We start from the raw sequence: 22,910 nt of genomic DNA on the forward strand, positions 1-22,910 counted from the left end.
GGCGGCGGGCGGCCGGTCGTCCCTCACTCCGCGGATGTGATCTCGATTCGCCGGTGCTCGGTGGTCTGCGCCTTCGGTATCTTGATCGTCAGCACGCCCTCGTGGAGCGTTGCCTCGATGTGTTCGCTGTCGACCTCGGCGGGCAGCGACGTCCGGTACTCGAAGCGGCCCGTGCGCCTCATGGCCTGGTGCATGGTGCCGGTCTCTTCCCGTTGCCTGATCTCGCCGGTGATGATCAGCTCCCTGTCGCCCAGCTCGATGTCGATGTCCTCCCGCTTGACACCCGGCAGGTCGACCTCGAACAGGTAGGCGTCGTCCGTCTCGGAGAAGTCGGCCAGTGGTGACCAGGACATCCCCATGGCCGTGGGAGACCAGGGCGCACCCTCGGTGGCGGGCGCCCGGCCGAGCGTGGATTCCAGCAGCGACCCCATGCGGTTGAACAGGTCGTCGAACTCGGCCAGCGGGTCCCTCATCCAACGGGGGAACGGCCGCTCGGCAAGCCTGCCGGAGGGGCGTCGTTCAGGCAGAGTCATGTCAGTCAGCCTCCTATGAGTGTCTTCCGACCGAGAGCACCGAGTACTCGCCCGCCGGCCGGTATCGCGGTGTCCGGGTCGCGCCGGTGTGCGGGCGGGCGGCGGACGTGCCCGGCTTGCCGGCCCGGGAGGAACGCGCAGCCTGGGCGTTGTGGCGCTCTCGCACGGGACGCCGGGCCACCGGCTCGTCGGCGATCACCTCGACGGAGCCGGCCAGGAGATCGGGCTGCGGATCGAACCGGGCCCCCATCCAGGATGCCACCGGCACTCCGGTGATGCAGGAACTGGAGGCGCTCGGCCCGGACCGGGTCCGTACCGGGTCAGCGTCCAGCGCGTCGACCCAAACCCGCTTCAGGCGGACGAGCACAACTCCGAGGACCACGACGCAGCGATTCCGCTGCCCGGCAGGACACCGGGCGGCTCCAACTCGCACACCTGCGCCGCCGGGCCACGCGGCATGCTCGCCCTCCGCACCGGCAGCCTGCCGGTGCGCGCGGCCACCCGGTCGCTGTTCACCGATCCGGGCGGCTACGACCGCATCCGTCCCCGGCGGGGAGGGCGGAGGAAACCGGGAAGCACGGCCGGTGCCTGTCCCCCACTCCCCCGTTGTGTTTCCCGCGGTCCTGCAAGAGGGCCGCCGGCCTCCGGGCCCGGCACGGCTGTTCCGCCCTGTCGCCCCCGGTCAGGGCACGGTTCTGAGGCCCGCGCCGGGTGGTGCGGCCGAGGAGAGCCAGGTGAGGACCCGGCTGACGTCCGAGCTGCTGACGATGCCCACGACGCGGCCGTCCGCCAGCACCAGGGCGCGGCGGGCGGGGCTGCTGTCCAAGGTGGGCAGGAGCTGGACGAGGGGGTCGTCGGGGCCGACGGTCGGGACGGCGCCGAGGGGGATCATCACGGTGTCGACCGCGACCGAGTCCCGGTCCTCCTCCGGCACCTGTCCCGCGCTCCGTACGCTGACGAGCCCCACCGGATGGCCCGTCCCGTCGGTGACGGGGAAGGCGGAGTGCCGGTAACGCCAGGACGGGCCGCCGAGGAACTCCCGGACGGTCGTACCGGCCGGGACGGTCACGGGATCCGCGGTCATGGCCTGCCGGACCGGCACGGAGCGCAACAGTTCCCGCAGGCTGGCCTGGCTGCCCTCCATCGTCGCCATGGCCACCATGAACCAGCCGATCAGCATCAGCCACAGGCCGCCCCCGAAACCGCCCACCAGAGCCTCGTACAGTCCGACGGCGACCAGGATCCACCCCAGGACGCGTCCGGCGCCGGTGGCGACCTCGGTGGCGCGCAGCCGGTTGCCGGTGCGCCGCCACACCAGGGCGCGCAGCAGCCGCCCGCCGTCCAGCGGCGCGGCGGGCAGCGCGTTGAACACCGCCAGCAGGATGTTGATGCCGGCGAGCCAGCCCAGCGCCTCCACCAGCAGCACCGGTCCCCGCAGCGCGTGGGCCCACCAGGTGAGCAGGACGAACCCGCCGCCGAGCAGCAGGCTCACCAGCGGCCCGATCCCCGCGATGCGCAGTTCCGCCACCGGGGTGGGCGCCTCGTTGTGCAGGCGTGCCGCTCCGCCCAGCAGCCACAGTGTGATCTCGTCGCCGCCGACGCCGTTGTGGTGGGCCACCACCATGTGGCTGATCTCGTGGGCCAGCAGGGACAGCAGGAACACCACGGCCGTCGCCAGCCCCGTCACCCAGTACGCCCAGGCCGGCTCGCCCGGGTGGACCCGGGGAAGGCGCCCTTCGGCCAGCCCGAAGGCGATCAGCGCGAAGATGACCAGGACACTCCAGTGCATGCCGACGCGGATGCCCGCCACTCGGCCGAGCGTGAAGGTCGCGCCCACGGCCGCCACCTCCTTCGTCCCTGCGCCCCGGGTACCCAGCGGCGGGTGGACTACGTGGCCGCGAAGGACCGGCCGCCTCAGCCTGCCCTCGTGCCGCGTGGCACCGGCCGTCGGGCCGAGCCCGCGAAGGAGTCGGTGCGCCGGGCGGAGGCTTCGTGCCCGTTGGGGCAGGTGGCCGGGTCGGTGCCGTCGGCACGCCGGTCGTTCTTCGGTGCCGGCGCACGGCCGTCCACGCCGAGGCCTTCCGGCGCCGGAGCACGGGGGGGCCGCAGCCGGTGGTGCAGCGGCGGTGGCTGTTCGGCCCAGATGGTCTTGCCGTCGGGCGTGTGCCGGGTGCCCCAGCGCTCGGCGAGCTGGCCCACGAGGTACAGGCCGCGTCCGCCCTCGTCCAGGTCGCGGGCCCGGCGCAGGTGCGGCGTCGCATTGCTGGCGTCGGAGACCTCGCAGATCAGGGCGGTGTCGTGGATCAGCCGCAGCTGGATCGGAGGGCGGGCGTGGCGGATGGCGTTGGTGACCAGCTCGCTGACGATCAGTTCGGTGGTGGCGGTGGCGTCCTGCAGCCCCCAGGTGGTGAGCTGGCCCGCGGCCTGCCGGCGTGCGTCGACGACCACGGCCGGGTCGGCGGGCAGGTTCCACGAGGCCACATGGGTCTCGCCCATGATGTGGGTGCGCGCGACGAGGAGGGCGGCGTCGTCGTCGGGCCGTCCGGGCAGCAGCGCCTCGACGATCCGGTCGCAGGTCGCCTCCAGCGAGGGTGCCGGCCGGGACAGGGCGTCCAGCAGAGCTCGCTGTCCGGAGCCGATGTCCCGGTGGCGGGTCTCGACCAGGCCGTCGGTGAACAGCACGAGCAGGCTGTCCTCCGGCACCCCGATGTCGGCGGCTTCGAACGGCAGGCCGCCCACGCCCAGCGGCGGCCCGGGTGCCACGCCGAGGAAGCGCACGCTGCCGTCCGGGGTGACGAGCGCCGGGGCGAGATGGCCCGCGCTGGCCATGGTGCAGTGTCCGGAGATCGGGTCGTAGACGGCGTACAGGCAGGTGGCGCCGACCTCGCCGGCCGACTCGATGCCCTCTTCGATCTCTTCGAGGATGAGGTCGTCGAGCTGGGTCAGCAGTTCGTCCGGGGCGAGGTCCACGTCGGCGAGGGTGCGGACGGCCGTGCGCAGCCGGCCCATGGCCGCCGAGGCGTGGATGCCGTGGCCGACGACATCGCCGACGACCAGGGCCACCCGGGCCCCGGACAGCGGGATGACGTCGAACCAGTCGCCGCCCACGCCGGCCTGGGGATCGGCCGGCAGATACCGGGTTCCCGTCTCCACGGCCAGTTGGGCCGGCCGGTGGTGCGGAAGCAGGCTGCGCTGCAGGACCAGGTCGGCGCCGTCGTCCTCCTGCGGCAGGCCGGCCTCGAGGAACCACTGGACGTGTTGTTCGGCGTCCATCAGCGGGCAGGCCCGCAGATCGGCGTCCACCCGACGGCCGTGCCGGTCGCGGAGCGCGACTCGTCCGGCCCAGGCCTGCCGCCGGACGGCGCACCGCCTGGCCGCGTCGGGCAGGCGGGCGGCCAGAAGGTCCGCCGCCGGACGCCCCACGATCTCTCCGGGCGCGTACCCCAGGAGCAGCCGGGCGCCACGGCTCCACGCGGTCACGAGGCCGTGCGCATCGACGGCCATGACGGCCGTGTCCGTCACCTGTGTGCCATGTGTACGCATCACGCTCAGTTCCGCACATGTTCGAGGGCGGTGACTTCTCACATGACAGCGTCGGGGGACGGCCGAGCATTCCCGTGCGCGCGGGCCGTATGGACGCCGAGCAACCCGGCGGGGTGTCAGCGCAGCCGACGTGAGGTCACCGTGAACTGGGCACCGTCGGGATCACGCAGCACGGCTTCGTCCTCGTCCTCGTGCAGGACGCTGCCGCCGTGGTGCTCCGCGGCCCGGGCGCACGGTTCCACCTCGGGTACGGCGAAATGGACCTGCCAGTGCGGCCGGACCGACGGGTCGGGTGGCGCCTCCACGGCGCCCGACTCGATGCGGGCCACGATGTCGCCCTGGCTGCGCAGCAGCACGCCGCCGCCCGCGTACTCGACCTCGCAGCAGCCGGGGAGGCCCGAGGCCCAGTCGAGGACCTGGCCGTAGAAGATGGCGGCTTCGAAGGCGTCACGGGTGTGCAGGGTGATGAATGTCCTTCCCGCCTGCCGCCATGCCTCCCACTCGGTGACGAGCCGGCCCTGCCAGACCCCGAACGTGGCCCCGTCGCGGTCGGCGACCAGTGCCGCCCTGCCGGGAGGAAAGGAGATCGGCCCCACCGCCACGGTGGCGCTGCGCTCCCGGACGCGGGCCACCGCCTGGTCGGCGTCCGCCACGGCGAAGTACGGCGTCCAGGCCACGGCCACCTGCCACATACCGGCCACCTCGGCGATCCCCGCGACGGGTACCTCGTCCGCCAGCGCGGTGCGGAACCGGTCACCCAGTCTGGCGGAGCGCCACCGCCAGCCCATGACGGCGCTGTAGAAGTCCTGCGTCACCTCGAGGTCCCGGCTGCTCAGACTGACCCAGCAGGGAGCGCCGAACACGGAGTGCGTGGAGACGAGGTCCGTCGTGTCCGGTGAGTGTGTCGTGTCCTGGTTCATGGCCATCGCGCCCTGGTCTCCTACCCGGCAGCCACCGCTCTGACTGACTCCAGTGTCCAATCAGAGTCCCCGGCCCGCATGCCACCTGCCCACCGGCAGGTCACCCGGCCCACCCCCGCGGGCCCGGGCACGGCGGGCGCCGCGGTCGGGACGGACCCGGGCGTCCGACGAGCCGGGTACCGCACCGCGCCAGGCGCGAGCTCGTCGCCGGGGGATGCGGCTTCGCCGCTCACGGTGTACCGGGCCGGGACTCGTAGTGCAGGCTGTGGAAACGGCCGCTCTCCTCGCGTCCGGCGGGGTCGTGGCCCAGCTCCCGTACCGCCGCGACCGCATACTGCTGTTCCCGCTCGTCGGTGAAGAGCCGCTGGGGATAGGTGCGGGAGGTGTCGAGCGTGGTGCGCAGTCCGTGCGCGGCCAGGGTGTCGGCGATCGGCCGGTACGACACCGTCCGCAGCACGAACGAACTGACCCAGACCGGTCGCCGGGCTCCGTCCAGCAGTGCCGTGAAGGTGCGGGCGGTGACATAGCTGCCGCCGCCCGTCAGCGTGATCAGGCCGACGTCGCGGAGCGCGTGTCTCAGTCCGGGGCCGGGCGGGCCCTGTTCCAGGTCGTCGGTGAACGCGTCGTCCAGGAGACCGACCTCGAGCGCGTACCGCACGGCCGGGGCCGCGACGTCCAGGCCGAACACCCGTAGCGCGTCGGGTCGGCGCCGCTCGGCGTAGAACTCCCTGTCCTGTGCGGCGAGCCGGGCGGTCGACAGCTCCTGGTGGGCGGGCGATGTGTACCTCTCGTACAGGTCGGCCAGGGTGACGTCGTGGTTGAGCAGCGCGGCGTTGATGCCGTACGAACAGCACACGTCCAGCACGGCCGGCCGGCGGGGACGGCCGTCGTCGAGCGCGGTCCGTTCGGCGGCGACGCGGCGGAAGACCGGCTGGGCGTGGTGCGGGATCTCGTACTCCAGCGGGGCCAGCCGCCGGAAGTACATGCGGGGATCCGGCCGGTCGTAGATCTCGTCGAACCGCGCCTTGCCGCCCGCGCCCGCGGAGGCGCCAGAGCCCGACCCGGACATGCCGTACTCCTCCTCGCGGGACACATGTGTGTGTCTCCATCATGTCCCGCCCCCGCGGGCCGGGACGTCTGCCACACCCGGGAGCGCACAAGGTGCACCCGGTCGCTGAGGGAAACGCGCGGACGCCGAGGACACATGTCCCCGCGTCGGCACATGCATCACCGCCGGGATGCGATCCGTGCCGTGCCCCTACGGTGCACGAAGTGGCACCGACGCGCGCGCCGCCGTGTCGGGCGCCCGAGAACGCCGTCGTGCCGCCGCCCGCCCGTTCCGGCGCCCGCGAAGCGGGTTCCCGGAGGGCGGCGACGAGCCCGATCTGCCGGGCCGGTATCTCGCACGGATCGCCGCCTCCCCGTTGCTCGACGGTGCGGACGAAGGACGGCCGGCGGCTCGTGGTGGTGTCGGTCGCCGAACGGCACGCCCATCGCGGAGTGCCCCTGCACCGGACTGGGCGGCGAGCCGAGGGCGACGGCCGGCCGTATACCGGCACCCGCGCGGGGTACTCCGTCTCGCATGGCCGGTATCGAACTCAGAAGCGCAGCCTTCAGCGACCACAGCATGATCCCGCGCCATCACGCGCATGACGCCGACAACGTCTCCCCACCGCTCACCTGGTCCGGGGTACCGGAGGACGCGGCGGAGCTGGCACTGCTGTGCGAAGACCCGGACGCCCCGTCAGGAACCTTCCTTCACTGGCTCGTCACCGGTATCGATCCGCGCGTCGGGGGGCTGGACGCCGGTGAGACGCCACAGGGCGGTCGGCCGCATCGCAACGGCTTCGGGGAACGGGGCTGGAGCGGCCCGCAGCCGCCGGTCGGGGACGACGCCCACCGCTACTTCTTCCGCCTCTACGCCCTGCCCGCTCCGGTCTCGCTTCCGGACCGGGCAACCGCCGACGAAGCACACGCAGTCCTCGACCGGGAGCAGGTGGCCAGCGGCACCCTCGTGGGGCTGTACCAGCGCTGACCACGGGGCCGGCCCGGGCGTCCCGCCCTGTGCCGGGGCCGGTCCATCGGCGAGCCGCCGGCTGCGCGGTCGGCCGCGCGCCGCCGGGCCGCACCGGCCCGGCCGGGACACTGCCGCACCACTGCGGCGACCTCCTCGGTCAGGGGGCCGAGGTGTCCGTGCCACGGCTCGGACGCTCGGGCATCGCGTCGGGTTCCACGAACAGCGAGCCGAACTCGTCGGGCAGGCCACTGCGCAGGTCCGACTCCAGGCCGGTGTCGTCGGCCGTGATCCGGGCGACCACCATCCGCGCCAGGAACAGCGCCTGCTCGGGAGTGGCTCCCACGGGCCGGGCCACGTCGGCGAGCAGTTCGTCCAGCCGTACGTGCGACCTGTCCTCCGCCCGGCCGCCGTATTCCAGTGCGCCGCGCTCGTGCGCCGGTACGGCCTGCCGCAGATGGTCCCGGCGTGGCGGGTCGAGGCGCCTGCCCAGCGCAGCGAGGACGAGGTGGACCGCGGCGTCGGCGGCCTCCGTGTTGTCGAGCCGGGCTCGAGAGGACACCTCTTCCACCAGATGTCGATGGGTGATCATGCTGCCTCCCGCTGGTAGGTCGGGGCGCTGTCCGAGGGGTGTGGGACGGGGGCGGTCCCTGAAGGCCGCCTACCGACGGGTGCCCAGGGGAATCGATGGATACACGGCTGCGCATGCCATCCGGAAGCGGACGTGGATCGTCGTATGCGTGGCGAGGGCGGGCCCGGTCGTGGTGGGGCACCGCCCGCCGCGCGGCTCCTGGCCGGTCCCTTCGCCGTGGTGCCCGTAGCGGGGGGTGAGGACGGCACTCGGCGCCCTGCGGACGCGGCCCCTGAACGTGCGATCGGCGGCCAGGCCGCCCGGGATTTCGGCGGAAACCGGCGGCCCTCGCCTGCTGCGCGTCACACGCCGACGGGCCACGTCTCCCGCTCCGGGCTCTCGGCGGTCACCGGGCGCAGAGGCGTGAGGGCGTGAGTGCGGTCGAGGTAGCAGAAGGCGTCGTAGCGCTCGGCCAGGACCGTGGGGACGTAGTTTCCGACGCGCTCGTGCTGCGACCGGTAGACCACGCCGATCGCGCGGTGGCCGCGCTCTTCGTGGAACCACCGGCCGTGCCCGGCGGAGGGCGGCCGCTGGAACTGCACGTGCGGAAAGACGAACAGTGCCCGCGCTCCGGGCAGCGCCCGGTGCAGCACATCCTCGAGGCTGCCCCGGTGCGCTGCCGGCATGTCCATGACCTTCGGTGCGCCGCCCCACCCGTCCGCGGCGATCACGGTGCCGGAGTGCGAGCCGAACCCCACCAGCACCACGCCCCTGCCGATGTGGCGCTCCCGCACGAGCTGGCCGACGTTGACCATGCCGGTGTCGGCCATGTCCGTGGCGCGGGCGTCGCCGATGTGCGTGTTGTGCGCCCACACCACCGTCTTGGCGTCGGGGCCGTAGTGGTCCATCAGCCGGTCGAGGGTGTCGGCCATGTGATGGTCCCGGATGTTCCACGCCTCGGGCCCGCCGTCGAGCACGGCCCGGTAGTAGCGCTCGGCGCCCGCCAGCACCTCGGCGTTCTGCCGGGCGGTGAACTCCGCGAGCGAGCCGTCCGGGGCCGCCGTCTGCGCCGCCCGCCGCCGCAGCTCGGTGAGCAGGGACGTCACCTGTGGTTCACAGTCCTCGGGCAGGTACCGGGGGGCCGGTGCGTAGGATTGCGGATCCTGTGCGTACGGCTCGAAGCAGCGGTACGCCTCCAGGGCCTGCTCCACCCGGCCGGGGTCGTGCTCGCGCAGGTGGGCGAGCACCGCGCTCAGCGACTCCCACAGGCTGTAGACGTCCAGCCCGAAGAATCCGACGCGCCGCTCGGGCGGCAGCCCCCCGTTGTGCCGGCGCAGCCATCGGGTGAAGGCGGCCACGTCGGTGTTGCCCCACACCCACGCCGGCCAGCGCCTGAAGCCCTCCAGTACCTCGCCGGGATCCTCGGGGGCGCCGGGTGTGGCGACCACCGCGCTGTGCACGGCCTGGCAGTCGGGCCAGTCGCCCTCCACCGCGACGAAGGAGAAGCCCTTCTCCTCGACGAGCCGGCGCGTCAGCACGTCACGCACCTGGTAGTAGTCGGCGGTGCCGTGGGAGGCCTCACCCAGCAGCACATAGCGGGCGTCACCGATGCGCGCCATCAGCGGGTCCAGCGACGCCGGATCGGCCAGGGGCAGGGCACGGTCTCGGATGCGGTCCTGGTCGGTGTCGGGCACGGCGTGCTCCCCCCTTCCGCGGGGCGGTGCGCCCCTTCCTCGGGGTGCGGCACCGGGTTCCCGTGGCACCGCACGCCGAAACGGTCGGCGAGCGGCTCCACGGCCGTACGACAGGAGTGCAGGCGGGGCGCGGCGGCCCGGGCGCACAGGAGCGAACAGGGGCCGGCCTCACCGGGCGCAGCCGACGTCCAGCACCTCGACGACGTCGCCGTGGATGGTGTACACGAGCCAGCACCACTCCCCGAACGCTGCCGCGAGGTCCGGCGCCTGCGTCCCGGTGTCGTCCGTGACCGCTCCGATGAGCCTGATGATCTCCTCGTGCATCTCGTCCGGCACTTCGAAGAGGACGTTGGCGGCTGTCTGGATCATTTCGACTTTCATGGCACCCCCCGATCGGCAGGAGCGGCATGGTCCGGCGAAGACGGCTACTCGGGGTGGCGCACGATGTCCCGGCGCAGCCCTCACCGACCACCGTAGACCCACCGGCCGGCCCTCAGGGAACCCCGACGGCGAGATCGTCCACCACTGCGCGCAGCCCGTGCCGGTCCGCGACACGCCTCTGGCGCGCCGCGCCGGTCCCGGTGCGCTGGAGGGTGCTCAGCCAGTCGCCGACACGTTGGTCGTCGTTGTGCGGGCCGAGGTGGGGCTCGACCCGTTTCCACAGCTCCTCGATCAGCCGGCCGACGGCCGTGGGGGCGCAGTCCCGGGTGTGGGTGGCCGGCAGGCTCCCGGTCGGCCCGTACCGGGCTGCCCGCCAGCACGCGGCCGTCAGCAGCGTCCCGGGGACCTCGGGCGCGGGTTCGCCGGCCCGCACCACTTCGACGGCGTGCCCGACGAGGGCTCGGACGAGCAGCGCGTACGCGGTGGTGGCCCCGGCGTCGGGCAGCACGTCCGCGATGCGCACCTCGATGGTGGGCAGATGCGCCGAGGGCCGGACGTGCCAGTAGACCATGGCCGGATCCAGCGCCGCGCCGCTGGCAAGGAGTCGGCCGACGACCCGTTCGTAGTGGTCCGCGCCGCGCAGAAGAGGAGGTGGTCCGGCCGAGGGCCACCGGCTCCACACCACCGAGCGCCAGCTGGCGTATCCGGTGTCCGCTCCGTCGCAGTGGGGCGAGTTGGCGGTCAGCGCCAACAGCAACGGCATCCAGCCCCGCAGGTGGTTGACCGCCCGTACGGACTCTTCCCTGTCGGCCACGCCGACGTGCACGTGACACGCGTTCACGCCCTGGTCGTGGATCATGGGCCCGAAGCGGCGCGCCAGGGCGTGGTACCGGTCCCGGTCCAGAACGGGCGGCGGCCCGGCGCGGCCCAGGACCGCCACGCCGCTGGGCACCAGCAGGCAGTCGCGCTCGGCCGCGGCGAGGGCCGCGCCCGTGCGCAATCGGACGACCTCCGCGTCCAGTTCGGCGGCCGTACGGCACACCGCGCTGACGGTCTCCACCTGCGCCTGCGACAGCTCCGGTGTGGCGTACGGCCCGCCGAGGCGGGCGCGAGCGGCGGCCACGACGTCGGCCGACCTGTGGACGGCCGACCTGCTGTGCCGGTCGGCCAGAACGAACTCCTCCTCCACGCCCATCGTCGGCGGTGCTGCCGTTTCCGGCGGGCATCCGGGGCCGCCGGCGGCGGCCGGAGTCACGGCATCGAACGGCTCTGGCACATCCAGCCCCTTCGCTCGACACAGGAGACGGCCACCCCCCGTCGCGGGCTCCGCGCGCTCGGCCTCGCGCGCCGAGGCGCACCGGCCGCCCACGGACGGACGACGAGTGGGAACCGCCATGCTCAGCCCTGCGCCGAGACCGCCACAAGCGGTTGCCAAGCCACCATCGCCGCAGGCCGACCGCCCACCGGGAGCGCCTCGGGAGGCGTTTGGTGCCACTGCCGCTCGTGGGGCGTGCTCGGGATCGTCGCGCGGTCACTTTCCGGGCAGGCCGCTCTCGGGGTTTCGCGCGGCGGCGGCCTGGAGCGCCCCGGCGCCGTCCGGTCGGCCGGCGTGGGACCGCGAGGAACCGGTCGCGTCCGCCCCCGAGGCACGGAGCCTCGACGCTCAGGGGCCGTCCTGGGGCGGCGACGTCGTGCCTCTCACTTCGAGGAACGGCGTGGCGAGGTCCAGCTCGCCCGGACGGTCCGGCTCCTCGATCCGGTCCAGCAGCCGCTGCGCGGCACGCCTGCCCACGTCGTGACTGGCGTTGTCCACGGTGGTCAGCCACAGATGACGCAGGCGGGAGAGATAGGTGTTGTCGTAGCCGACCAGGGAGAGGTCCCGCGGCACCCGGAGGCCGGTCTCCCCGGCGGCGGAGAGTGCGCCGACGCAGGTCATGTCGTTGACGGCGAAGACGGCGGTCGGACGCCGGCGGCGGCTCAGGAGCCGGACAGCGGCCCGGTAGCCACCCTCCTCGGTGAGGTCGCCCTGTTCCACGACCGCCGTGTGGGCGAGGCCGTGCTCGCGCATGGTCGCCTCGAAACTGCGCCGGCGCAGGGCGCCGACCGCGCCCCGACCGGCGATGTGGGCGATGTGCCGGTGGCCGAGGTCGATGAGATGCTCCGTGGCCAGGCGGGCTCCGTGCTCGTCGTCGTTGGCGACGATGTCCACCTCGGGCAGCACCGGTTCACGGGTGCCGGCGACGACCGTGGGGACCAGTCCGGCGGCGGTGCGCAGGGCCTGCGGGTCCTGGAGCGTGCCGACGGCGATCAGACCGTCGACGCGGAGTTCGGTGAAGGTCCGGGTGAGGTCCTCGCCGAGGCGCCGATTGAGGCGGCCGTCGGCCAGCAGCATGTGCAGACCGTGGTCGGACAGCCGGGAGTTCAGCCCGTCGAGCAGTTCCACGAACCAGGGATTGCGCATGTCGTTCAGCAGCACGCCCACGGTCCTGGTGCGGCGCTCGCTCAGGCTGCGGGCGGCGGCGTTGGGCCGGTACCCGAGTGCTTCGACCGCGGCGAGGACCGCCGCGCGCTTCTCCGGCCGCACACCCTCCGAGCCGCGCAGCACCAGCGAGACCAGGGACTTGGATACGCCGGCCCGTTCGGCGACGTCACGGATGGTCGGAGAGCCCATGACTGGACCGTTCCATATTCGGATCGCGCCTGTAAAGGTCTCTTGACAGCTGTAATCGGCAGGACTCAAGGTGGGCGCAGCTTATGGAACGGTCCAAAGAAGGGCGCTCATGGTGCATACGCTCGGCGTCGCCGTCGTGGGATTCGGCTGGATGGGACGCGTGCACACCCAGGCGTACGCCCGCCTGCCCCACCATTTCCCGCAGTCGTCCGTGCGGCCGGAGCTGATCGCCGTCGCGGACGAGGTACCGGGCCGGGCCGAGGAGGCGGCCGGTCTGTACGGCTTCGCCACCGCGACCCGGGACTGGCGGGAAGTGGCCGCCGATCCGCGCGTCCGGGCGGTCAGCATCACCGCACCGAACTTCCTGCACCGGGAGATCGGCGTGGCCATGGCCGAGGCCGGCAAGCACCTCTGGGTCGAGAAGCCGGTGGGGCTGACCGCCGACGACGCCCGGGCCGTGGCCGACGCGACGGCGAAGGCCGGGGTCCAGGGCACGGTCGGCTTCAACTACCGCAACGCGCCTGCCGTCGAGGCGGCCCGGGACCTGATCGCCTCCGGCGGCATCGGTACGGTCACCCACGTCCGCATCCGTCTGTTCAGCGACTACGCCGCCCATCCGGACGGCGCCCTGACCTGGCGTTATGAGCGCAGCCGTGGCGGTAGCGGCGTTCTGGGCGACCTCGCCTCGCACGGCGTGGATCTGGCTCGCTTCCTGCTCGGCGAGATCGCCTCGCTCACCGCCGACACCGCCGTCTTCGTACCGGAGCGGGCCCGCCCGACCGGTGCCACGGCCGGGCACAGCCTCGCCTGCGGCGGTGAACCCGGGCCGGTGGAGAACGAGGACTACGTCAACTGCCTGCTGCGCTTCGCCTCCGGCGCCCGCGGGGTTCTGGAGGCCTGCCGGGTCTCGGTCGGCGAGCAGAACAACTACGGCTTCGAGGTGCACGGCACCAAGGGCGCCGTCTTCTGGGACTTCCGCCGCATGGGCGAACTCGCCGTCAGCCGCGGCACGACGTACCAGGACCAGCCCGTCAGCACGGTGTACGTCGGCCCCGGGCACGGCGAATACGCCGCGTTCCAGCCGAGTGCGGCCACCAGCATGGGCTACGACGATCTCAAGGTCATCGAGGCGTACCGCTTCCTGCGGTCCGTCTCGGAGGGCACCGCGGTCGGCACGACGCTGAGCGATGCCGTGGCCGCCGCGGTGGCGCTGGACGCGATGGCCCGCTCGGTCGAGCAGGGGACGTGGGTCGACCTGCCATGAGCCGTACGCGTCGGGGTCGGCGGCCGACTCCGCGTCGTAGGGCCGGCCGATCGCCGGCAACGGCTTCCGTCGTCGTTCGGCCCCGGGAGCCGGGTCCCGGCTCCACCCGATCGGGCGGTGAGTGAGACGGCCGATGTGCCGCGGTGGCGGATTAGGATCCGAATCGTGGCAGAGGTCCCCGACGAGTTGATCAGGCTGGAACGGACCGCCGAGGAAGAGCGCGCGAGACTCGCGGGCCTCACCGGTGACGCGTACGACGCTCAGGTGGGGCGCTGGCGCGAGGCGTCCGAGGCCGTACGAGCTGCTGTCGCCGCGTACGCCACGGCCACCGGCGCGAGCCCGGGCGAGGTCGGACAGGCCCTGAAGAGAGCCGTGTGGGGGAGCCAGGAGGACCCGGCCGTCGAGTAGATCGCCCGGAACCGGCAGACAGCTGACCGGGAGAGTTCCCGGGCATGGCCGGGCAGACAACGCGGACCTGTTCGGCGATGCTGGACAGGTGTGGCACTCCTGCATGCGACAAGGAGCACGGTATGCCGACAGATCCGGTCGGACGATTCCTGGCGGCCCTCGACCCCGGTCACCGCGAGGCCGTCGGCGCCAAACCGCGCCAGGAGCAGGAACAGCTCGCGGCGGCCTGGGAACGGGAACTGGAATCCGACGACGAACTCGACACCCTCGACGAGCTGTCCCCGCCCGCCGCGGAGGCCGAGGCCGCTCGCCGGATCCTGCACGGCGGGGCCGGCTAGGTCTGGCGCAGACCTCGACGACGGGCACGCCCCGCGCGGCGGCCGTTTCACAGCGTCAGCTCCACCACCACGGGGCGGTGGTCCGAGATCGCCGTGCCCGGCGCGGACACCGAGCGCACCGACTTGGCCGTGATGCCCTTCGCGAGGACATGGTCCAACTGCACGAGAGGTCGGTGCGCGGGATAGGTGGGCGTCCGGATCAAGTCCCGCCAGCGGTCGGCCGGTCGTCGGAGCGGACCCGATGCCGCCAGGTCGAGCACGGTTCTCGGCAGGGCACCCACCAGGTTGAGGTCGCCCAGCAGCAGCTGCGGCCGGGGCAGTGCGGCGATCCAGCGGGACACGGTGACCAGCTGGCCGAGGTTCCAGCCGGGTACGAAGGAGAGGTGCACCGCCACCACTGTGAGCGGGCCGCGCGCTCCTTCCAGCACCGCCGCCACCGCGGCGCGGGGCCGGTCCCGGCTCATGGCGAGCCCGGGCCTGCCCGCGACCCGCAGCGGAATCGGGCAAGGCGCCGCAGGCAGCCGCAGCACCCGCCACTCCCGCACCGGCAGGCGCGACAGCAGCGCGATGCCGTGCGAAGGGACCTCCCGCGCCGGGTTCGCGTGCTGCGGACCGTACAGGCGCGCCCCCGGCCACGCCGGGTCCGGGACCCACCCCCCTGTCGGCGCCGGCTGTCCGTGCAGGGCGGACGCGTAGCGCCAGTCGTGCGCGCCCATGGCACCGGCGGCGACGGCCGCCTGGTCGACACAGCCCGACCTGTCCTGGAACCGGTCGACCTCCTGGAGGGCGAGCACGTCGGCGCCCAGAGCCGCGACGGCATCGGCCAGCGGACGCCAGCGGACATCGTCCGGCACCGGTGCCGGGTGGCCGTCGTCCCGGATCTCCCGGCCGTGCAGGACGTTGAAGGTCACACATCGCACGCGCACCTCACCCCGACCGCGTCCAAGGAGAGGACATCACCGGTCGACCTCCCACTGACTGCTGCCCACAGCCGTCCGCCTCATCGGCCGCGTCCCGGCCCTGGCGCCCATGGTCGCCGACGCACCCGGCGGTCTGCCACCCCTCGCCCGCTGCGGGCGGACAGACGCGCTCGTCCGGCCGCGCGGCACGGCACGGTCTCCCGTCGTAGGTCCGAAGCCCGATCCGTCCCACGACGGGGCGTGCCAGCATCGAGCCATGTCTCACTCCTGGCCCAGCCACCTCGACGTGGGAGCCGTCCGCTTCGCCCGGCCCACGGCGAAGTACGACGACGTGCTCACCTTCTACCGCGATGTCATCGGCCTGCCGGTACTCGCCCGATGGCGTGGCCACCACGGCTACGACGGCGTCGTCCTCGGACTGCCCGGCACACCGGTGCACATGGAACTGCTGCAGCACGGCGACCCGCCGCGCATCCCCGAGCCGCACCCGGAGAACCAGTTGGTGCTCTACCTCCGTGGCCCCGAAGCCGTGGCCACCGCCGCTCGGCGGATCGCCGAGCACGGGTACAGCCCGGTCCCGTCGGCGAACCCGTACTGGCCGGAACACGGCGCCGTTCTCTTCGCGGACCCGGACGGCTGGCAGGTCGTACTGGCGCCGTGGGTCTTCGGTGAAGAGCCCCCGCCGACCGCCTGAACGCTCGGCGGAGGGAGGGACGGTCATCTTCCACGGCACCCACGCCGCGTGGCACGTGCCGTCCCTCCAGGGCCGTACGGCCGGAACCGGTCAGCCGTAGAAGCGGGACAGGCTCTGCAGCACCGCGGCCGGCTTGGAGGCGTCCTCGACCTCGATCGTGCCGTCGACGGTGATCTGGACGCCGCCGGGCACGTCCTCGACCGAGGTGAGGCGGGCGGCGAGCCGGATGCGGGAGCCCACCTTCACCGGTGCGGGGAATCGGACCTTGTTCAGGCCGTAGTTGACCTTGGTGGTCACGCCCCGCACGTCCAGCAGTGCGGTGAAGAGGGCGATGAACAGGGACAGGGTGAGATAGCCGTGCGCGATCGGTGCGCCGAAGGGGCCCTGGGCCGCCCGCTCCGGGTCGGTGTGGATCCACTGGTGATCGCCGGTTGCGTCGGCGAAGGTGTCGATCCGCTCCTGCGTGACCTCGATCCACTCACTGGTGCCGAGGTCGCTGCCGGAGAGCTTCCTCAGTTCGTCCAGACCGTTGACGGTGATGCTCATGAGTCGCCTTCTTCTTCAGGGGGTCGGGGTGCCGTAGCGCCGGCGGACCCGGGACTTGAGGAGTTTCCCGGAGGCGGTGCGCGGGAGTTCGTCCGCGATGACCACCGATGTGGGGATCTTGTACTTGGCCAGCCGCCCGGACAGCGTCGCCAGCACCTCGTCCGGGTCGATGTCGGCTCCCTCGACCGGGACGACGACCGCGCGGGGCACCTCGCCCCATCTGTCGTCCGCGACACCGATCACCGCGCACTCGGCGATGCCGGGGTGGCCGAGGAGGAGGTCCTCGATCTCGGCGGGGTAGATGTTCTCGCCGCCGGAGATGATCATGTCTTTGATCCGGTCGACGATGTACACGTAACCGTCCTCGTCGACTCGGGCCGCGTCCCCGCTGCGGAACCAGCCGTCGGTGAAGGCGGCCTCCGTCTCCTCGGCCGGCCCCCAGTAGCCGGGCATGACGTGCGGTCCGCGCACCACCACCTCGCCGGTCTCGCCGATGTCGACCGGGGTCAGGTCGGGCCGTACGACCCGTACGTCGCTGAAGAAGTGCGGTACACCGGCCGAGCCCGCCTTGTCGACGGCGTGCTCGGCGTCCAGGAAGAGGGTGCCGGGCGCGGCCTCGGTCATGCCGTAGCCCTGGAGGAAGGTGAGCCCGCGCTGCTGGTAGGCGGCGATGAGCGGGATCGGCACCGGAGATCCGCCGCAGGTGAGGATGCGGAGCGAGGACAGGTCGGCGTCCGGCCAGCGGGGGTGCCGGGCGATCCGGTCGAACATCGCCGGGACCCCGAACATGAAGGTGATCCCGTGCCGTTCGATCAGGTCGAGGGTCGTCTCCGGGTCGAAGGCCTCGACCAGGACACAGGTGCCGCCCTTGAGCAGGACCGGCAGGGTGAGCATGTTGAGGCCGGCGGTGTGGAACAGCGGGGCGGAGACCAGGGCGCGTTCGTCGGCGATCAGATCGTGGTCGACCAGGACGTTGACGGCGTTCCAGGTGATGTTGCCGTGGGTGAGCATCGCGCCCTTGGGGCGGCCGGTCGTACCCGAGGTGTACATGATGAGGCAGGTGTCGTCGGGGCCGACGGGTTCGTCGATGGGCTCGTCCGGCGCGGCCGCCAGCGCCTGTTCGTACGCGTCGCCGATCCCGAGGTACGTCCGTACGTCCGTCTCGCCCTGCAGTCCCGCGACGAGGCCGGCGTGGGCGGGGCCGTACACGAGGGCCTTGGCTCCGGAGTCGGCGAGCTGGTAGGCGATCTCGGGGCCGGTCAGGCGGGTGTTGAGAGGGACGAAGACGGCCCCGAGGGTGCCGGCGGCGAACAGGGTCTCCAGGTGGGCGGGGTGGTTGGGGCCGAGGTGGGCGATGCGGTCGCCGCGCCGGACGCCGCGGGCGCGCAGGGCATGGGCGAGGCGGGTGACGCGGGAGTACAGGGTGCGGTAGTCGATCGACTGCCCGCCGTGGATCAGGGCCGTGCGGTGCGGGGTCTTGCGGGCCCGGCGTGCGGGCCACGACCCCAGTCCGTCGTTGCGCATCCGACACCCCTTACGGTTTCGCCAGCCCGAGCAGCCGGGCCGCGTTCTCCTTGAGGATCCTGGGCCTGACCTCGTCCCTGACCGGCAGTTTCGCGAAGTCGGCCAGCCAGCGGTCCGGGGTGAGCACCGGGAAGTCGGAGCCGAACAGGACCTTGTCCTTCAGCAGTGTGTTGGCGTAGTGCACGAGTTGCGGCGGGAAGTACTTCGGCGACCAGCCGGAGAGGTCGATGTGCACGCCGGGCTTGTGGGTCGCCACGGCCAGCGCCTCGTCCTGCCAGGGGAACGACGGGTGCGCCAGGATGATCTTCATGTGGGGGAAGTCGGCGGCCACGTCGTCCACGTGCAGCGGGTTGGAGTACTTCAGGCGGATGCCGCCCCCGCCGGGCACGCCGGCGCCGATGCCGGTCTGCCCGGTGTGGAAGAGGGCGATGGTGCCGGTCTCCTCGATCACTTCGTACAGGCTGTACGCCACCGAGCGGTCGTTCGGGAAGAAGCCCTGGATGCTGGGGTGGAACTTGAACCCCTTGACCCCGTACTCCTCGACCAGCCGCCGCGCCTGCTTCACGCCCGCCTTGCCGCGGAAGGGGTCGACGGAGGCGAAGGGGATGAGGACGTCCGCGTTGGCCGCCGCGGCCTCGGCGACCTCCTCGTTGGGGACGGGCGCGGTGCCGGTCGCGGACTCGGCGTCCACCGTGAAGACGACGGCGGCCATCTTGCGCTCGCGGTAGTAGGCGGCGGTCTCCTCCAGCGTGGGCTTCCGGTTGCCCTCGACCTTGAAGTAGGCGGAGGAGGCGTCGTGCAGGTCGTCCTCCAGGGAGGAGTGGCCCTTGGAGGACACCTCCGCGTGGGTGTGGACGTCGATCGCGACGAGGTCCTCGATGTCGAGGGTCGGCATGCTCACGCCTCCGGGATCCTCGGGGCGGGGACGCCCACGGTCTCTGGTTCGGCGCCGACCGAGGTGTGCCAGGCGTCGGCCAGGGCGTCCGGTGTCCACCCGCCGTCGGCGTAGGCGGCCCGGACCTCCTGCGGATGTGACCAGAGGGCCACCTTGTCGCCGCCGATCCCGATGCACTGGCCGGTGATGCCGCGGCCGGCCTCGGACGCCAGGAAGGGGACGAGCGCCGCGCAGTCCTCCGGGGTGCCGAAGCCCTCGCCCTTGCGCAGGAATTCCGGCAGCGGTTCACCGTTCCTCATGGCCTGGACGTACGGGGCGAAGGCGGGAACGGTCTCGGTCATCGCGGTCGCGGCGACCGGCACGATCGCGTTGACGGTGATGTGCGCGCGGGCGAGTTCCATCGACCAGGTTCGGGCCATGGCGGCGATCCCGGCCTTGGCGGCGGCGTAGTTGGTCTGACCGAAGTTGCCGCGCTGCCCGGCCGGCGAGCCGACGAGGACGAGTGTGCCGCCCTCGCCCTGCTCGCGCAGACGGACGGCCGCGGCGCGGGCGCAGGTGAAGGTGCCCCTCAGATGGGTGGTGACCACCGCGTCGAAGTCGTCGTCGGTCATCTTCCACAGCACCTTGTCGCGCAGGATGCCCGCGTTGGTGACCAGGACGTCGAGCCTGCCGAACTCCTCGACGGCACGGCCGACCAGCCGGTCGGCGGCCTCGGCCGTGCCGACCGGGACCACCTCGGCCACGGCGGTTGCGCCGGCCTCGGTGAGGGACTTGACGGCCTCCTCGGCCACGGCTTCGTCGATGTCGTTGACGACCACGGCCGCGCCGTGGGCGGCCAGGGCGTGGGCATGGGCCAGGCCGAGGCCCCGACCGCTGCCGGTGACGACGGCGACCTTGCCGGTCAGATCGATGGTGGGCACGAGCGATCCCTTCGCGTGGGTGGGGTCGTGGCGAGATCGAAGCTAAGAGCAATAATTGTTGTCGTCAATAGTTGTTGTCACCTTCCCGGTACGTCATGCTGGACTCCGTACGCGACAAGCCACCCCCGCAAGGGAGCCGTGAACGGCACCCGGGGGCCCGAGACCAGGGAGCCCGCCATCGCCCGCCGGCACACCGACACCCCGACCCCCATCGACGCGGACGAGCCGTGGATGCGGGCGCTGCACGCGGACACGGGCTATCTCCTGTACCGCCTCGGCCTGCGCTCGGGTCAGTTGTTCAACACGTTCCTGCAGGAGTCGGGGGTGCGACTGCGGCACTACGCCGTGCTCCGCTTCCTCGCCACCTGCGAAGGAGCACTTCAGCGCGAGTTGAGCGCGCGCCTCGGCTACGACCCGAGCGCGATCGTCGGACTGGTGGACGACCTGGAGAAGCTGGGCTTCGCCGAGCGCCGCCCCGCCCCCGAGGACCGCCGCAGCCGCATCGTCGTCCTCACCGAGGACGGCCGGGCGTTCCTCCGCGACACGGACCAGGCGGGCCGGCGGGTGACCGGCGAACTGCTCACCCCGCTCGCCCCCGCGGAGCGGGAGACGCTGCACGCCCTCCTGCTGCGCGTCGCGGAGAACAGGCTCGCCTGAACGCCGCGGACGCCGCCCGTGTCAGCCGGGTACCGGTCACCGCGCGTATCACGGAGCACGCGGACTCGTAAGGTGTCCGCGTGACCGGTCCTGTCCCCCGCCCCCAGTCGCTCCTGCTCAGCTTCCTCGGTGACGAGGTCCTGGGCCGTGGGGTGTGCGTGTACACGGGCAGCGTCATCGAGGTCTTCCGGCGCGCCGGAGTCGGAGAGCAGGCCACCCGGTCCACGCTCACCCGCATGGTCGGCCGGGGTCTGCTGAGCCGCCGGCGCGCGGGTCGGCGGACCTACATCGGCCTCACCGACCGCTCGGAGGCGATCCTGCGCGACGGCGAGCGGCGCATCTGGAGAACGGGTGCGGTCAACCGTGACTGGGACGGCACCTGGACACTGCTGGGCTTCTCGCTCCCGGAGTCGTGGCAGCGCCAACGGCACGATCTGCGCGCCCAGTTGACCTGGGCGGGCTTCGGGGCGCTGTTCAGCGGGCTGTGGCTCGCGCCGGGCCGGGTGGACGTCTCCGGAATCGTCGCCGAACTGGGCCTGAAAGCGCACGTGAAGGTCTTCCGGGCCCGAGCGGACGCCGGGACGGACATCGCCGAGATGATCGACGACACCTGGGACCTGGCCGAACTGGCCGCGCACTACCGGGCCTTCCAGGCGTCCTGGCAGCCGTACACCCGGGGCGGCGCGGACGCGGCCGCCGAGGACGCCCTCGCCCTGCGGCTGCGGCTGACCGCCGAGTGGCTCCAAGTCATCCGGAGCGATCCCCGGTTGCCCCTGCGGCACCTGCCGGCGAGCTGGCCCGCCGCCGGCGCCGAGCGGACGTTCCGTACGGTTCACGCCCTGCTGGAGGGGCCCGCACGGGACGCGGCGCGCCGGCTGATCGAGACGATTCCGGCGGTGTAGCGCCGCTCGCACCGCACCGCGGCCCCCGCACGGTGATGTTGTGCATTCTATTGACGGCCGCAAGAAATGAGCCCTACATTCCTCCCCACCTTCACTCAGTGCACTGAGCATCTGCCAGGTCTCCGCTCCGCATCCGCCTCGAGGAGCCACCTCCATGCCCGCGAGCACCCGCGCCCGAACTCCCCGCACCCGCCTGCGCGTCGCCCTGGCCGCCCTCGCCACCCTCCCCGCACCGGCCGCCCAGGCGGACCCGGCGGACGCCGCCCGCCTCACCGGAACCCTGCCCGACGGCGCCACCCGCTGGAACGGCACCCTGCTGCTGTTCAGCCACGGCTTCGGCCCCACCGTCCCCCAGGACGCACCCTCCGACGCCGTACGCACCGAACTGCTCGCCGAGGGCTATGCGACGGCTGGGTCGGCGTACGCCCCCCATGGCTCCATGTGGGCCCTGAACAGCGCCGAACGCGACCAGTTCGGCACGCTCGGCGCCGTCACCGCGAAGATCGGCACACCACGGCGCACCCTGGCCGTCGGCCAGTCCATGGGCGGGCCCGTCAACGCGCAGATCGCCCGCGACGGCGCCGGCCGCGTCGACGGCGCGCTCGGACTGTGCGGCCTGGTCGCGGGCGGCACCGACCTGGACAACTACCAACTCGACGCCGAGTACACCATCGCCCGGCTGCTCCTGCCCGGGCAGGACCCCGGCCTGGTCCGCTTCGGCTCCGCCGACGCCGCTGCCACCACCGCCGGGCAGCTCACCGACGCGGTCACCGCCGCCCAGGCCACCGTGCAGGGCCGCGCCCGGATCGCCCTGGCCGCCGCCTTCCTCAACCTGCCTGCCTGGGCGCCCGGAAAGGACCGGCCCGCCCCGACCGACCGGGCGGGCCAGGAGGAGCAGCAGTACGCGTGGTTCGCACAGGGCATCCTGTCCTTCGTCGAGGGCGGCCGGTACGCCGTCGAGCAGTCCGCCGGAGGCAACACCTCCTGGAACCGGGGGTCGACTACGGTCACCTGCTCGCCGGTTCCGTGCACGCCCCGCAGGTTCGCGCGCTGTACCGGGCGGCCGGCCTCGACCTGCGAGCCGACCTGGCGTCCCTCACCCGGGGCGCCTCGATCACCGCCGACCCCGCCGCCGTACGTACCGCGCAGCGCACCTCCTCCGCCGGTCAGGGACTCGAACTACCGCTGCTGGATGTGCACACGGTCGCCGACGGCCTCGTCCCGGCCGAGCAGGAGCGGCGGTTCGGCGACCGGGTGCGCACGGCCGGGGACGGCGCGCTGCTGCGGCAGGCCCACGTCGAGCGGCAGGGCCACTGCACGTTCACCGAGACCGTGGCAGCCCTGCACGCGCTCGACCACCGCGTCACCACCGGCCACTGGGACGACGCCGCGGCCCCGGCCTCGCTCCAGCGTTCCGCCACCGCCCTGGGCCTGGACGGGGCGGCATACGTCCCGTACCACCCCGCACGCCTGACGGTCGGCCGCGACCGGCCGGCGCCCCCCATCCACCCCTGA

22 protein-coding genes and 3 pseudogenes are annotated in these 22,910 nt (G+C 72.8%); 8 read left to right on the forward strand and 17 right to left on the reverse strand.

The annotated features are described in order from the left end of the window. Window positions 1–23: 23 nt before the first annotated feature. The 7 genes and pseudogenes from AC5WRT_RS27460 to AC5WRT_RS27490 all read right to left on the reverse strand — a co-directional run bounded on the left by AC5WRT_RS27460 (window position 24) and on the right by AC5WRT_RS27490 (window position 6,089). Window positions 24–533 (reverse strand): Hsp20/alpha crystallin family protein, encoded by a 510-nt coding sequence (locus tag AC5WRT_RS27460; RefSeq protein ID WP_496096731.1) that lies wholly within the window; start codon window positions 531–533, stop codon window positions 24–26. Between the two features lie 13 nt (window positions 534–546). Beyond that, window positions 547–795 carry a hypothetical protein gene (locus AC5WRT_RS27465; RefSeq protein WP_496096732.1) on the reverse strand — a complete coding sequence of 83 codons (249 nt, stop codon included), beginning with the start codon at window positions 793–795 and terminating at the stop codon, window positions 547–549. A 420-nt stretch (window positions 796–1,215) separates the two neighbouring features. Then, the gene (locus AC5WRT_RS27470) at window positions 1,216–2,370 is read right to left on the reverse strand and encodes a site-2 protease family protein (RefSeq protein ID WP_496096733.1); all 1,155 of its coding nucleotides are present in this window, start codon (window positions 2,368–2,370) and stop codon (window positions 1,216–1,218) included. 284 nt (window positions 2,371–2,654) lie between these two features. After that, window positions 2,655–3,737: pseudogene (locus AC5WRT_RS27475) on the reverse strand (ATP-binding SpoIIE family protein phosphatase); the annotation flags it as partial. A gap of 51 nt (window positions 3,738–3,788) precedes the next feature. Then, window positions 3,789–4,076, reverse strand: a pseudogene (locus tag AC5WRT_RS27480) (PAS domain-containing protein); the annotation flags it as partial. Window positions 4,077–4,192: 116 nt separating this feature from the next. Continuing rightward, window positions 4,193–4,996, reverse strand: a complete 804-nt coding sequence (locus AC5WRT_RS27485; RefSeq protein ID WP_496096791.1) for a VOC family protein — start codon at window positions 4,994–4,996, stop codon at window positions 4,193–4,195. A gap of 229 nt (window positions 4,997–5,225) precedes the next feature. Next, the gene (locus tag AC5WRT_RS27490; RefSeq protein WP_496096734.1) at window positions 5,226–6,089 is read right to left on the reverse strand and encodes a hypothetical protein; all 864 of its coding nucleotides are present in this window, start codon (window positions 6,087–6,089) and stop codon (window positions 5,226–5,228) included. Between the two features lie 489 nt (window positions 6,090–6,578). Here AC5WRT_RS27490 and AC5WRT_RS27495 point away from each other — a divergent pair, with 489 nt between their 5' ends. Next, on the forward strand, window positions 6,579–7,031 hold the full coding sequence (locus AC5WRT_RS27495; protein WP_496096735.1) for a YbhB/YbcL family Raf kinase inhibitor-like protein: 453 nt from the start codon (window positions 6,579–6,581) through the stop codon (window positions 7,029–7,031). A 139-nt stretch (window positions 7,032–7,170) separates the two neighbouring features. Here AC5WRT_RS27495 and AC5WRT_RS27500 read toward each other — a convergent pair whose 3' ends face one another. The 5 genes from AC5WRT_RS27500 to AC5WRT_RS27520 all read right to left on the reverse strand — a co-directional run bounded on the left by AC5WRT_RS27500 (window position 7,171) and on the right by AC5WRT_RS27520 (window position 12,327). Next, complete coding sequence (locus AC5WRT_RS27500; RefSeq protein ID WP_496096736.1) at window positions 7,171–7,602, reverse strand: DUF2267 domain-containing protein; 432 nt, start codon at window positions 7,600–7,602, stop codon at window positions 7,171–7,173. A 341-nt stretch (window positions 7,603–7,943) separates the two neighbouring features. Beyond that, the gene (locus AC5WRT_RS27505) at window positions 7,944–9,275 is read right to left on the reverse strand and encodes an erythromycin esterase family protein (RefSeq protein ID WP_496096737.1); all 1,332 of its coding nucleotides are present in this window, start codon (window positions 9,273–9,275) and stop codon (window positions 7,944–7,946) included. 168 nt (window positions 9,276–9,443) lie between these two features. Further along, the gene (locus AC5WRT_RS27510) at window positions 9,444–9,644 is read right to left on the reverse strand and encodes a hypothetical protein (protein WP_496096738.1); all 201 of its coding nucleotides are present in this window, start codon (window positions 9,642–9,644) and stop codon (window positions 9,444–9,446) included. A 124-nt stretch (window positions 9,645–9,768) separates the two neighbouring features. Continuing rightward, the gene (locus AC5WRT_RS27515; RefSeq protein ID WP_496100700.1) at window positions 9,769–10,932 is read right to left on the reverse strand and encodes a carboxylate-amine ligase; all 1,164 of its coding nucleotides are present in this window, start codon (window positions 10,930–10,932) and stop codon (window positions 9,769–9,771) included. A 387-nt stretch (window positions 10,933–11,319) separates the two neighbouring features. Continuing rightward, window positions 11,320–12,327 carry a LacI family DNA-binding transcriptional regulator gene (locus tag AC5WRT_RS27520; RefSeq protein ID WP_496100701.1) on the reverse strand — a complete coding sequence of 336 codons (1,008 nt, stop codon included), beginning with the start codon at window positions 12,325–12,327 and terminating at the stop codon, window positions 11,320–11,322. A gap of 109 nt (window positions 12,328–12,436) precedes the next feature. Here AC5WRT_RS27520 and AC5WRT_RS27525 point away from each other — a divergent pair, with 109 nt between their 5' ends. From AC5WRT_RS27525 to AC5WRT_RS27535, 3 genes are all read left to right on the forward strand, one after another. Then, window positions 12,437–13,591, forward strand: coding sequence for a Gfo/Idh/MocA family protein (locus AC5WRT_RS27525; RefSeq protein WP_496096741.1), 1,155 nt, complete (start codon window positions 12,437–12,439; stop codon window positions 13,589–13,591). Window positions 13,592–13,756: 165 nt separating this feature from the next. Continuing rightward, window positions 13,757–13,999 (forward strand): hypothetical protein, encoded by a 243-nt coding sequence (locus AC5WRT_RS27530; protein WP_496096742.1) that lies wholly within the window; start codon window positions 13,757–13,759, stop codon window positions 13,997–13,999. A gap of 122 nt (window positions 14,000–14,121) precedes the next feature. Continuing rightward, entirely contained in the window at window positions 14,122–14,337 is a 216-nt protein-coding gene (locus tag AC5WRT_RS27535; RefSeq protein WP_496096743.1) for a hypothetical protein, read from the forward strand. Between the two features lie 47 nt (window positions 14,338–14,384). Here AC5WRT_RS27535 and AC5WRT_RS27540 read toward each other — a convergent pair whose 3' ends face one another. Then, on the reverse strand, window positions 14,385–15,248 hold the full coding sequence (locus AC5WRT_RS27540) for an endonuclease/exonuclease/phosphatase family protein (protein WP_496096744.1): 864 nt from the start codon (window positions 15,246–15,248) through the stop codon (window positions 14,385–14,387). Window positions 15,249–15,513: 265 nt separating this feature from the next. Here AC5WRT_RS27540 and AC5WRT_RS27545 point away from each other — a divergent pair, with 265 nt between their 5' ends. After that, window positions 15,514–15,951, forward strand: a complete 438-nt coding sequence (locus tag AC5WRT_RS27545) for a VOC family protein (RefSeq protein WP_496096745.1) — start codon at window positions 15,514–15,516, stop codon at window positions 15,949–15,951. A gap of 90 nt (window positions 15,952–16,041) precedes the next feature. Here AC5WRT_RS27545 and AC5WRT_RS27550 read toward each other — a convergent pair whose 3' ends face one another. Genes AC5WRT_RS27550 through AC5WRT_RS27565 form a run of 4 tightly spaced genes read right to left on the reverse strand, consistent with a single transcriptional unit; the run spans window position 16,042 to window position 19,836 of the window. Further along, window positions 16,042–16,497: a MaoC family dehydratase gene (locus tag AC5WRT_RS27550; protein WP_496096746.1), complete on the reverse strand. Its 456-nt coding sequence runs from the start codon at window positions 16,495–16,497 to the stop codon at window positions 16,042–16,044. 15 nt (window positions 16,498–16,512) lie between these two features. Beyond that, window positions 16,513–18,021: an acyl-CoA synthetase gene (locus tag AC5WRT_RS27555; protein WP_496096747.1), complete on the reverse strand. Its 1,509-nt coding sequence runs from the start codon at window positions 18,019–18,021 to the stop codon at window positions 16,513–16,515. 10 nt (window positions 18,022–18,031) lie between these two features. Further along, window positions 18,032–18,916 (reverse strand): amidohydrolase family protein, encoded by an 885-nt coding sequence (locus AC5WRT_RS27560; RefSeq protein ID WP_496100714.1) that lies wholly within the window; start codon window positions 18,914–18,916, stop codon window positions 18,032–18,034. Window positions 18,917–18,918: 2 nt separating this feature from the next. Next, window positions 18,919–19,836, reverse strand: coding sequence for an SDR family NAD(P)-dependent oxidoreductase (locus AC5WRT_RS27565; RefSeq protein WP_496096748.1), 918 nt, complete (start codon window positions 19,834–19,836; stop codon window positions 18,919–18,921). A 231-nt stretch (window positions 19,837–20,067) separates the two neighbouring features. Here AC5WRT_RS27565 and AC5WRT_RS27570 point away from each other — a divergent pair, with 231 nt between their 5' ends. From AC5WRT_RS27570 to AC5WRT_RS27580, 3 genes and pseudogenes are all read left to right on the forward strand, one after another. Beyond that, on the forward strand, window positions 20,068–20,493 hold the full coding sequence (locus AC5WRT_RS27570) for a MarR family winged helix-turn-helix transcriptional regulator (RefSeq protein WP_496096793.1): 426 nt from the start codon (window positions 20,068–20,070) through the stop codon (window positions 20,491–20,493). An 80-nt stretch (window positions 20,494–20,573) separates the two neighbouring features. After that, a complete protein-coding gene (locus AC5WRT_RS27575) occupies window positions 20,574–21,395 on the forward strand; it encodes a PaaX family transcriptional regulator (protein ID WP_496096749.1) in 822 nt (273 codons plus the stop codon). A 154-nt stretch (window positions 21,396–21,549) separates the two neighbouring features. Next, window positions 21,550–22,910 (forward strand): annotated as a pseudogene (locus tag AC5WRT_RS27580) (alpha/beta hydrolase).

The organism is Streptomyces sp. NTD91 (genome assembly GCF_059510455.1).

Coding starts and splice junctions, on each gene's coding strand:
- AC5WRT_RS27535 (WP_496096743.1), top strand. CDS start 14,122: ATGCCGACAGATCCGGTCGGACGATTCCTGGCGGCCCTCGACCCCGGT.
- AC5WRT_RS27500 (WP_496096736.1), bottom strand. CDS start 7,602: ATGATCACCCATCGACATCTGGTGGAAGAGGTGTCCTCTCGAGCCCGG.
- AC5WRT_RS27555 (WP_496096747.1), bottom strand. CDS start 18,021: ATGCGCAACGACGGACTGGGGTCGTGGCCCGCACGCCGGGCCCGCAAG.
- AC5WRT_RS27525 (WP_496096741.1), top strand. CDS start 12,437: ATGGTGCATACGCTCGGCGTCGCCGTCGTGGGATTCGGCTGGATGGGA.
- AC5WRT_RS27495 (WP_496096735.1), top strand. CDS start 6,579: ATGGCCGGTATCGAACTCAGAAGCGCAGCCTTCAGCGACCACAGCATG.
- AC5WRT_RS27510 (WP_496096738.1), bottom strand. CDS start 9,644: ATGATCCAGACAGCCGCCAACGTCCTCTTCGAAGTGCCGGACGAGATG.
- AC5WRT_RS27485 (WP_496096791.1), bottom strand. CDS start 4,996: ATGAACCAGGACACGACACACTCACCGGACACGACGGACCTCGTCTCC.
- AC5WRT_RS27520 (WP_496100701.1), bottom strand. CDS start 12,327: ATGGGCTCTCCGACCATCCGTGACGTCGCCGAACGGGCCGGCGTATCC.
- AC5WRT_RS27550 (WP_496096746.1), bottom strand. CDS start 16,497: ATGAGCATCACCGTCAACGGTCTGGACGAACTGAGGAAGCTCTCCGGC.
- AC5WRT_RS27460 (WP_496096731.1), bottom strand. CDS start 533: ATGACTCTGCCTGAACGACGCCCCTCCGGCAGGCTTGCCGAGCGGCCG.
- AC5WRT_RS27545 (WP_496096745.1), top strand. CDS start 15,514: ATGTCTCACTCCTGGCCCAGCCACCTCGACGTGGGAGCCGTCCGCTTC.
- AC5WRT_RS27570 (WP_496096793.1), top strand. CDS start 20,068: ATGCGGGCGCTGCACGCGGACACGGGCTATCTCCTGTACCGCCTCGGC.
- AC5WRT_RS27560 (WP_496100714.1), bottom strand. CDS start 18,916: ATGCCGACCCTCGACATCGAGGACCTCGTCGCGATCGACGTCCACACC.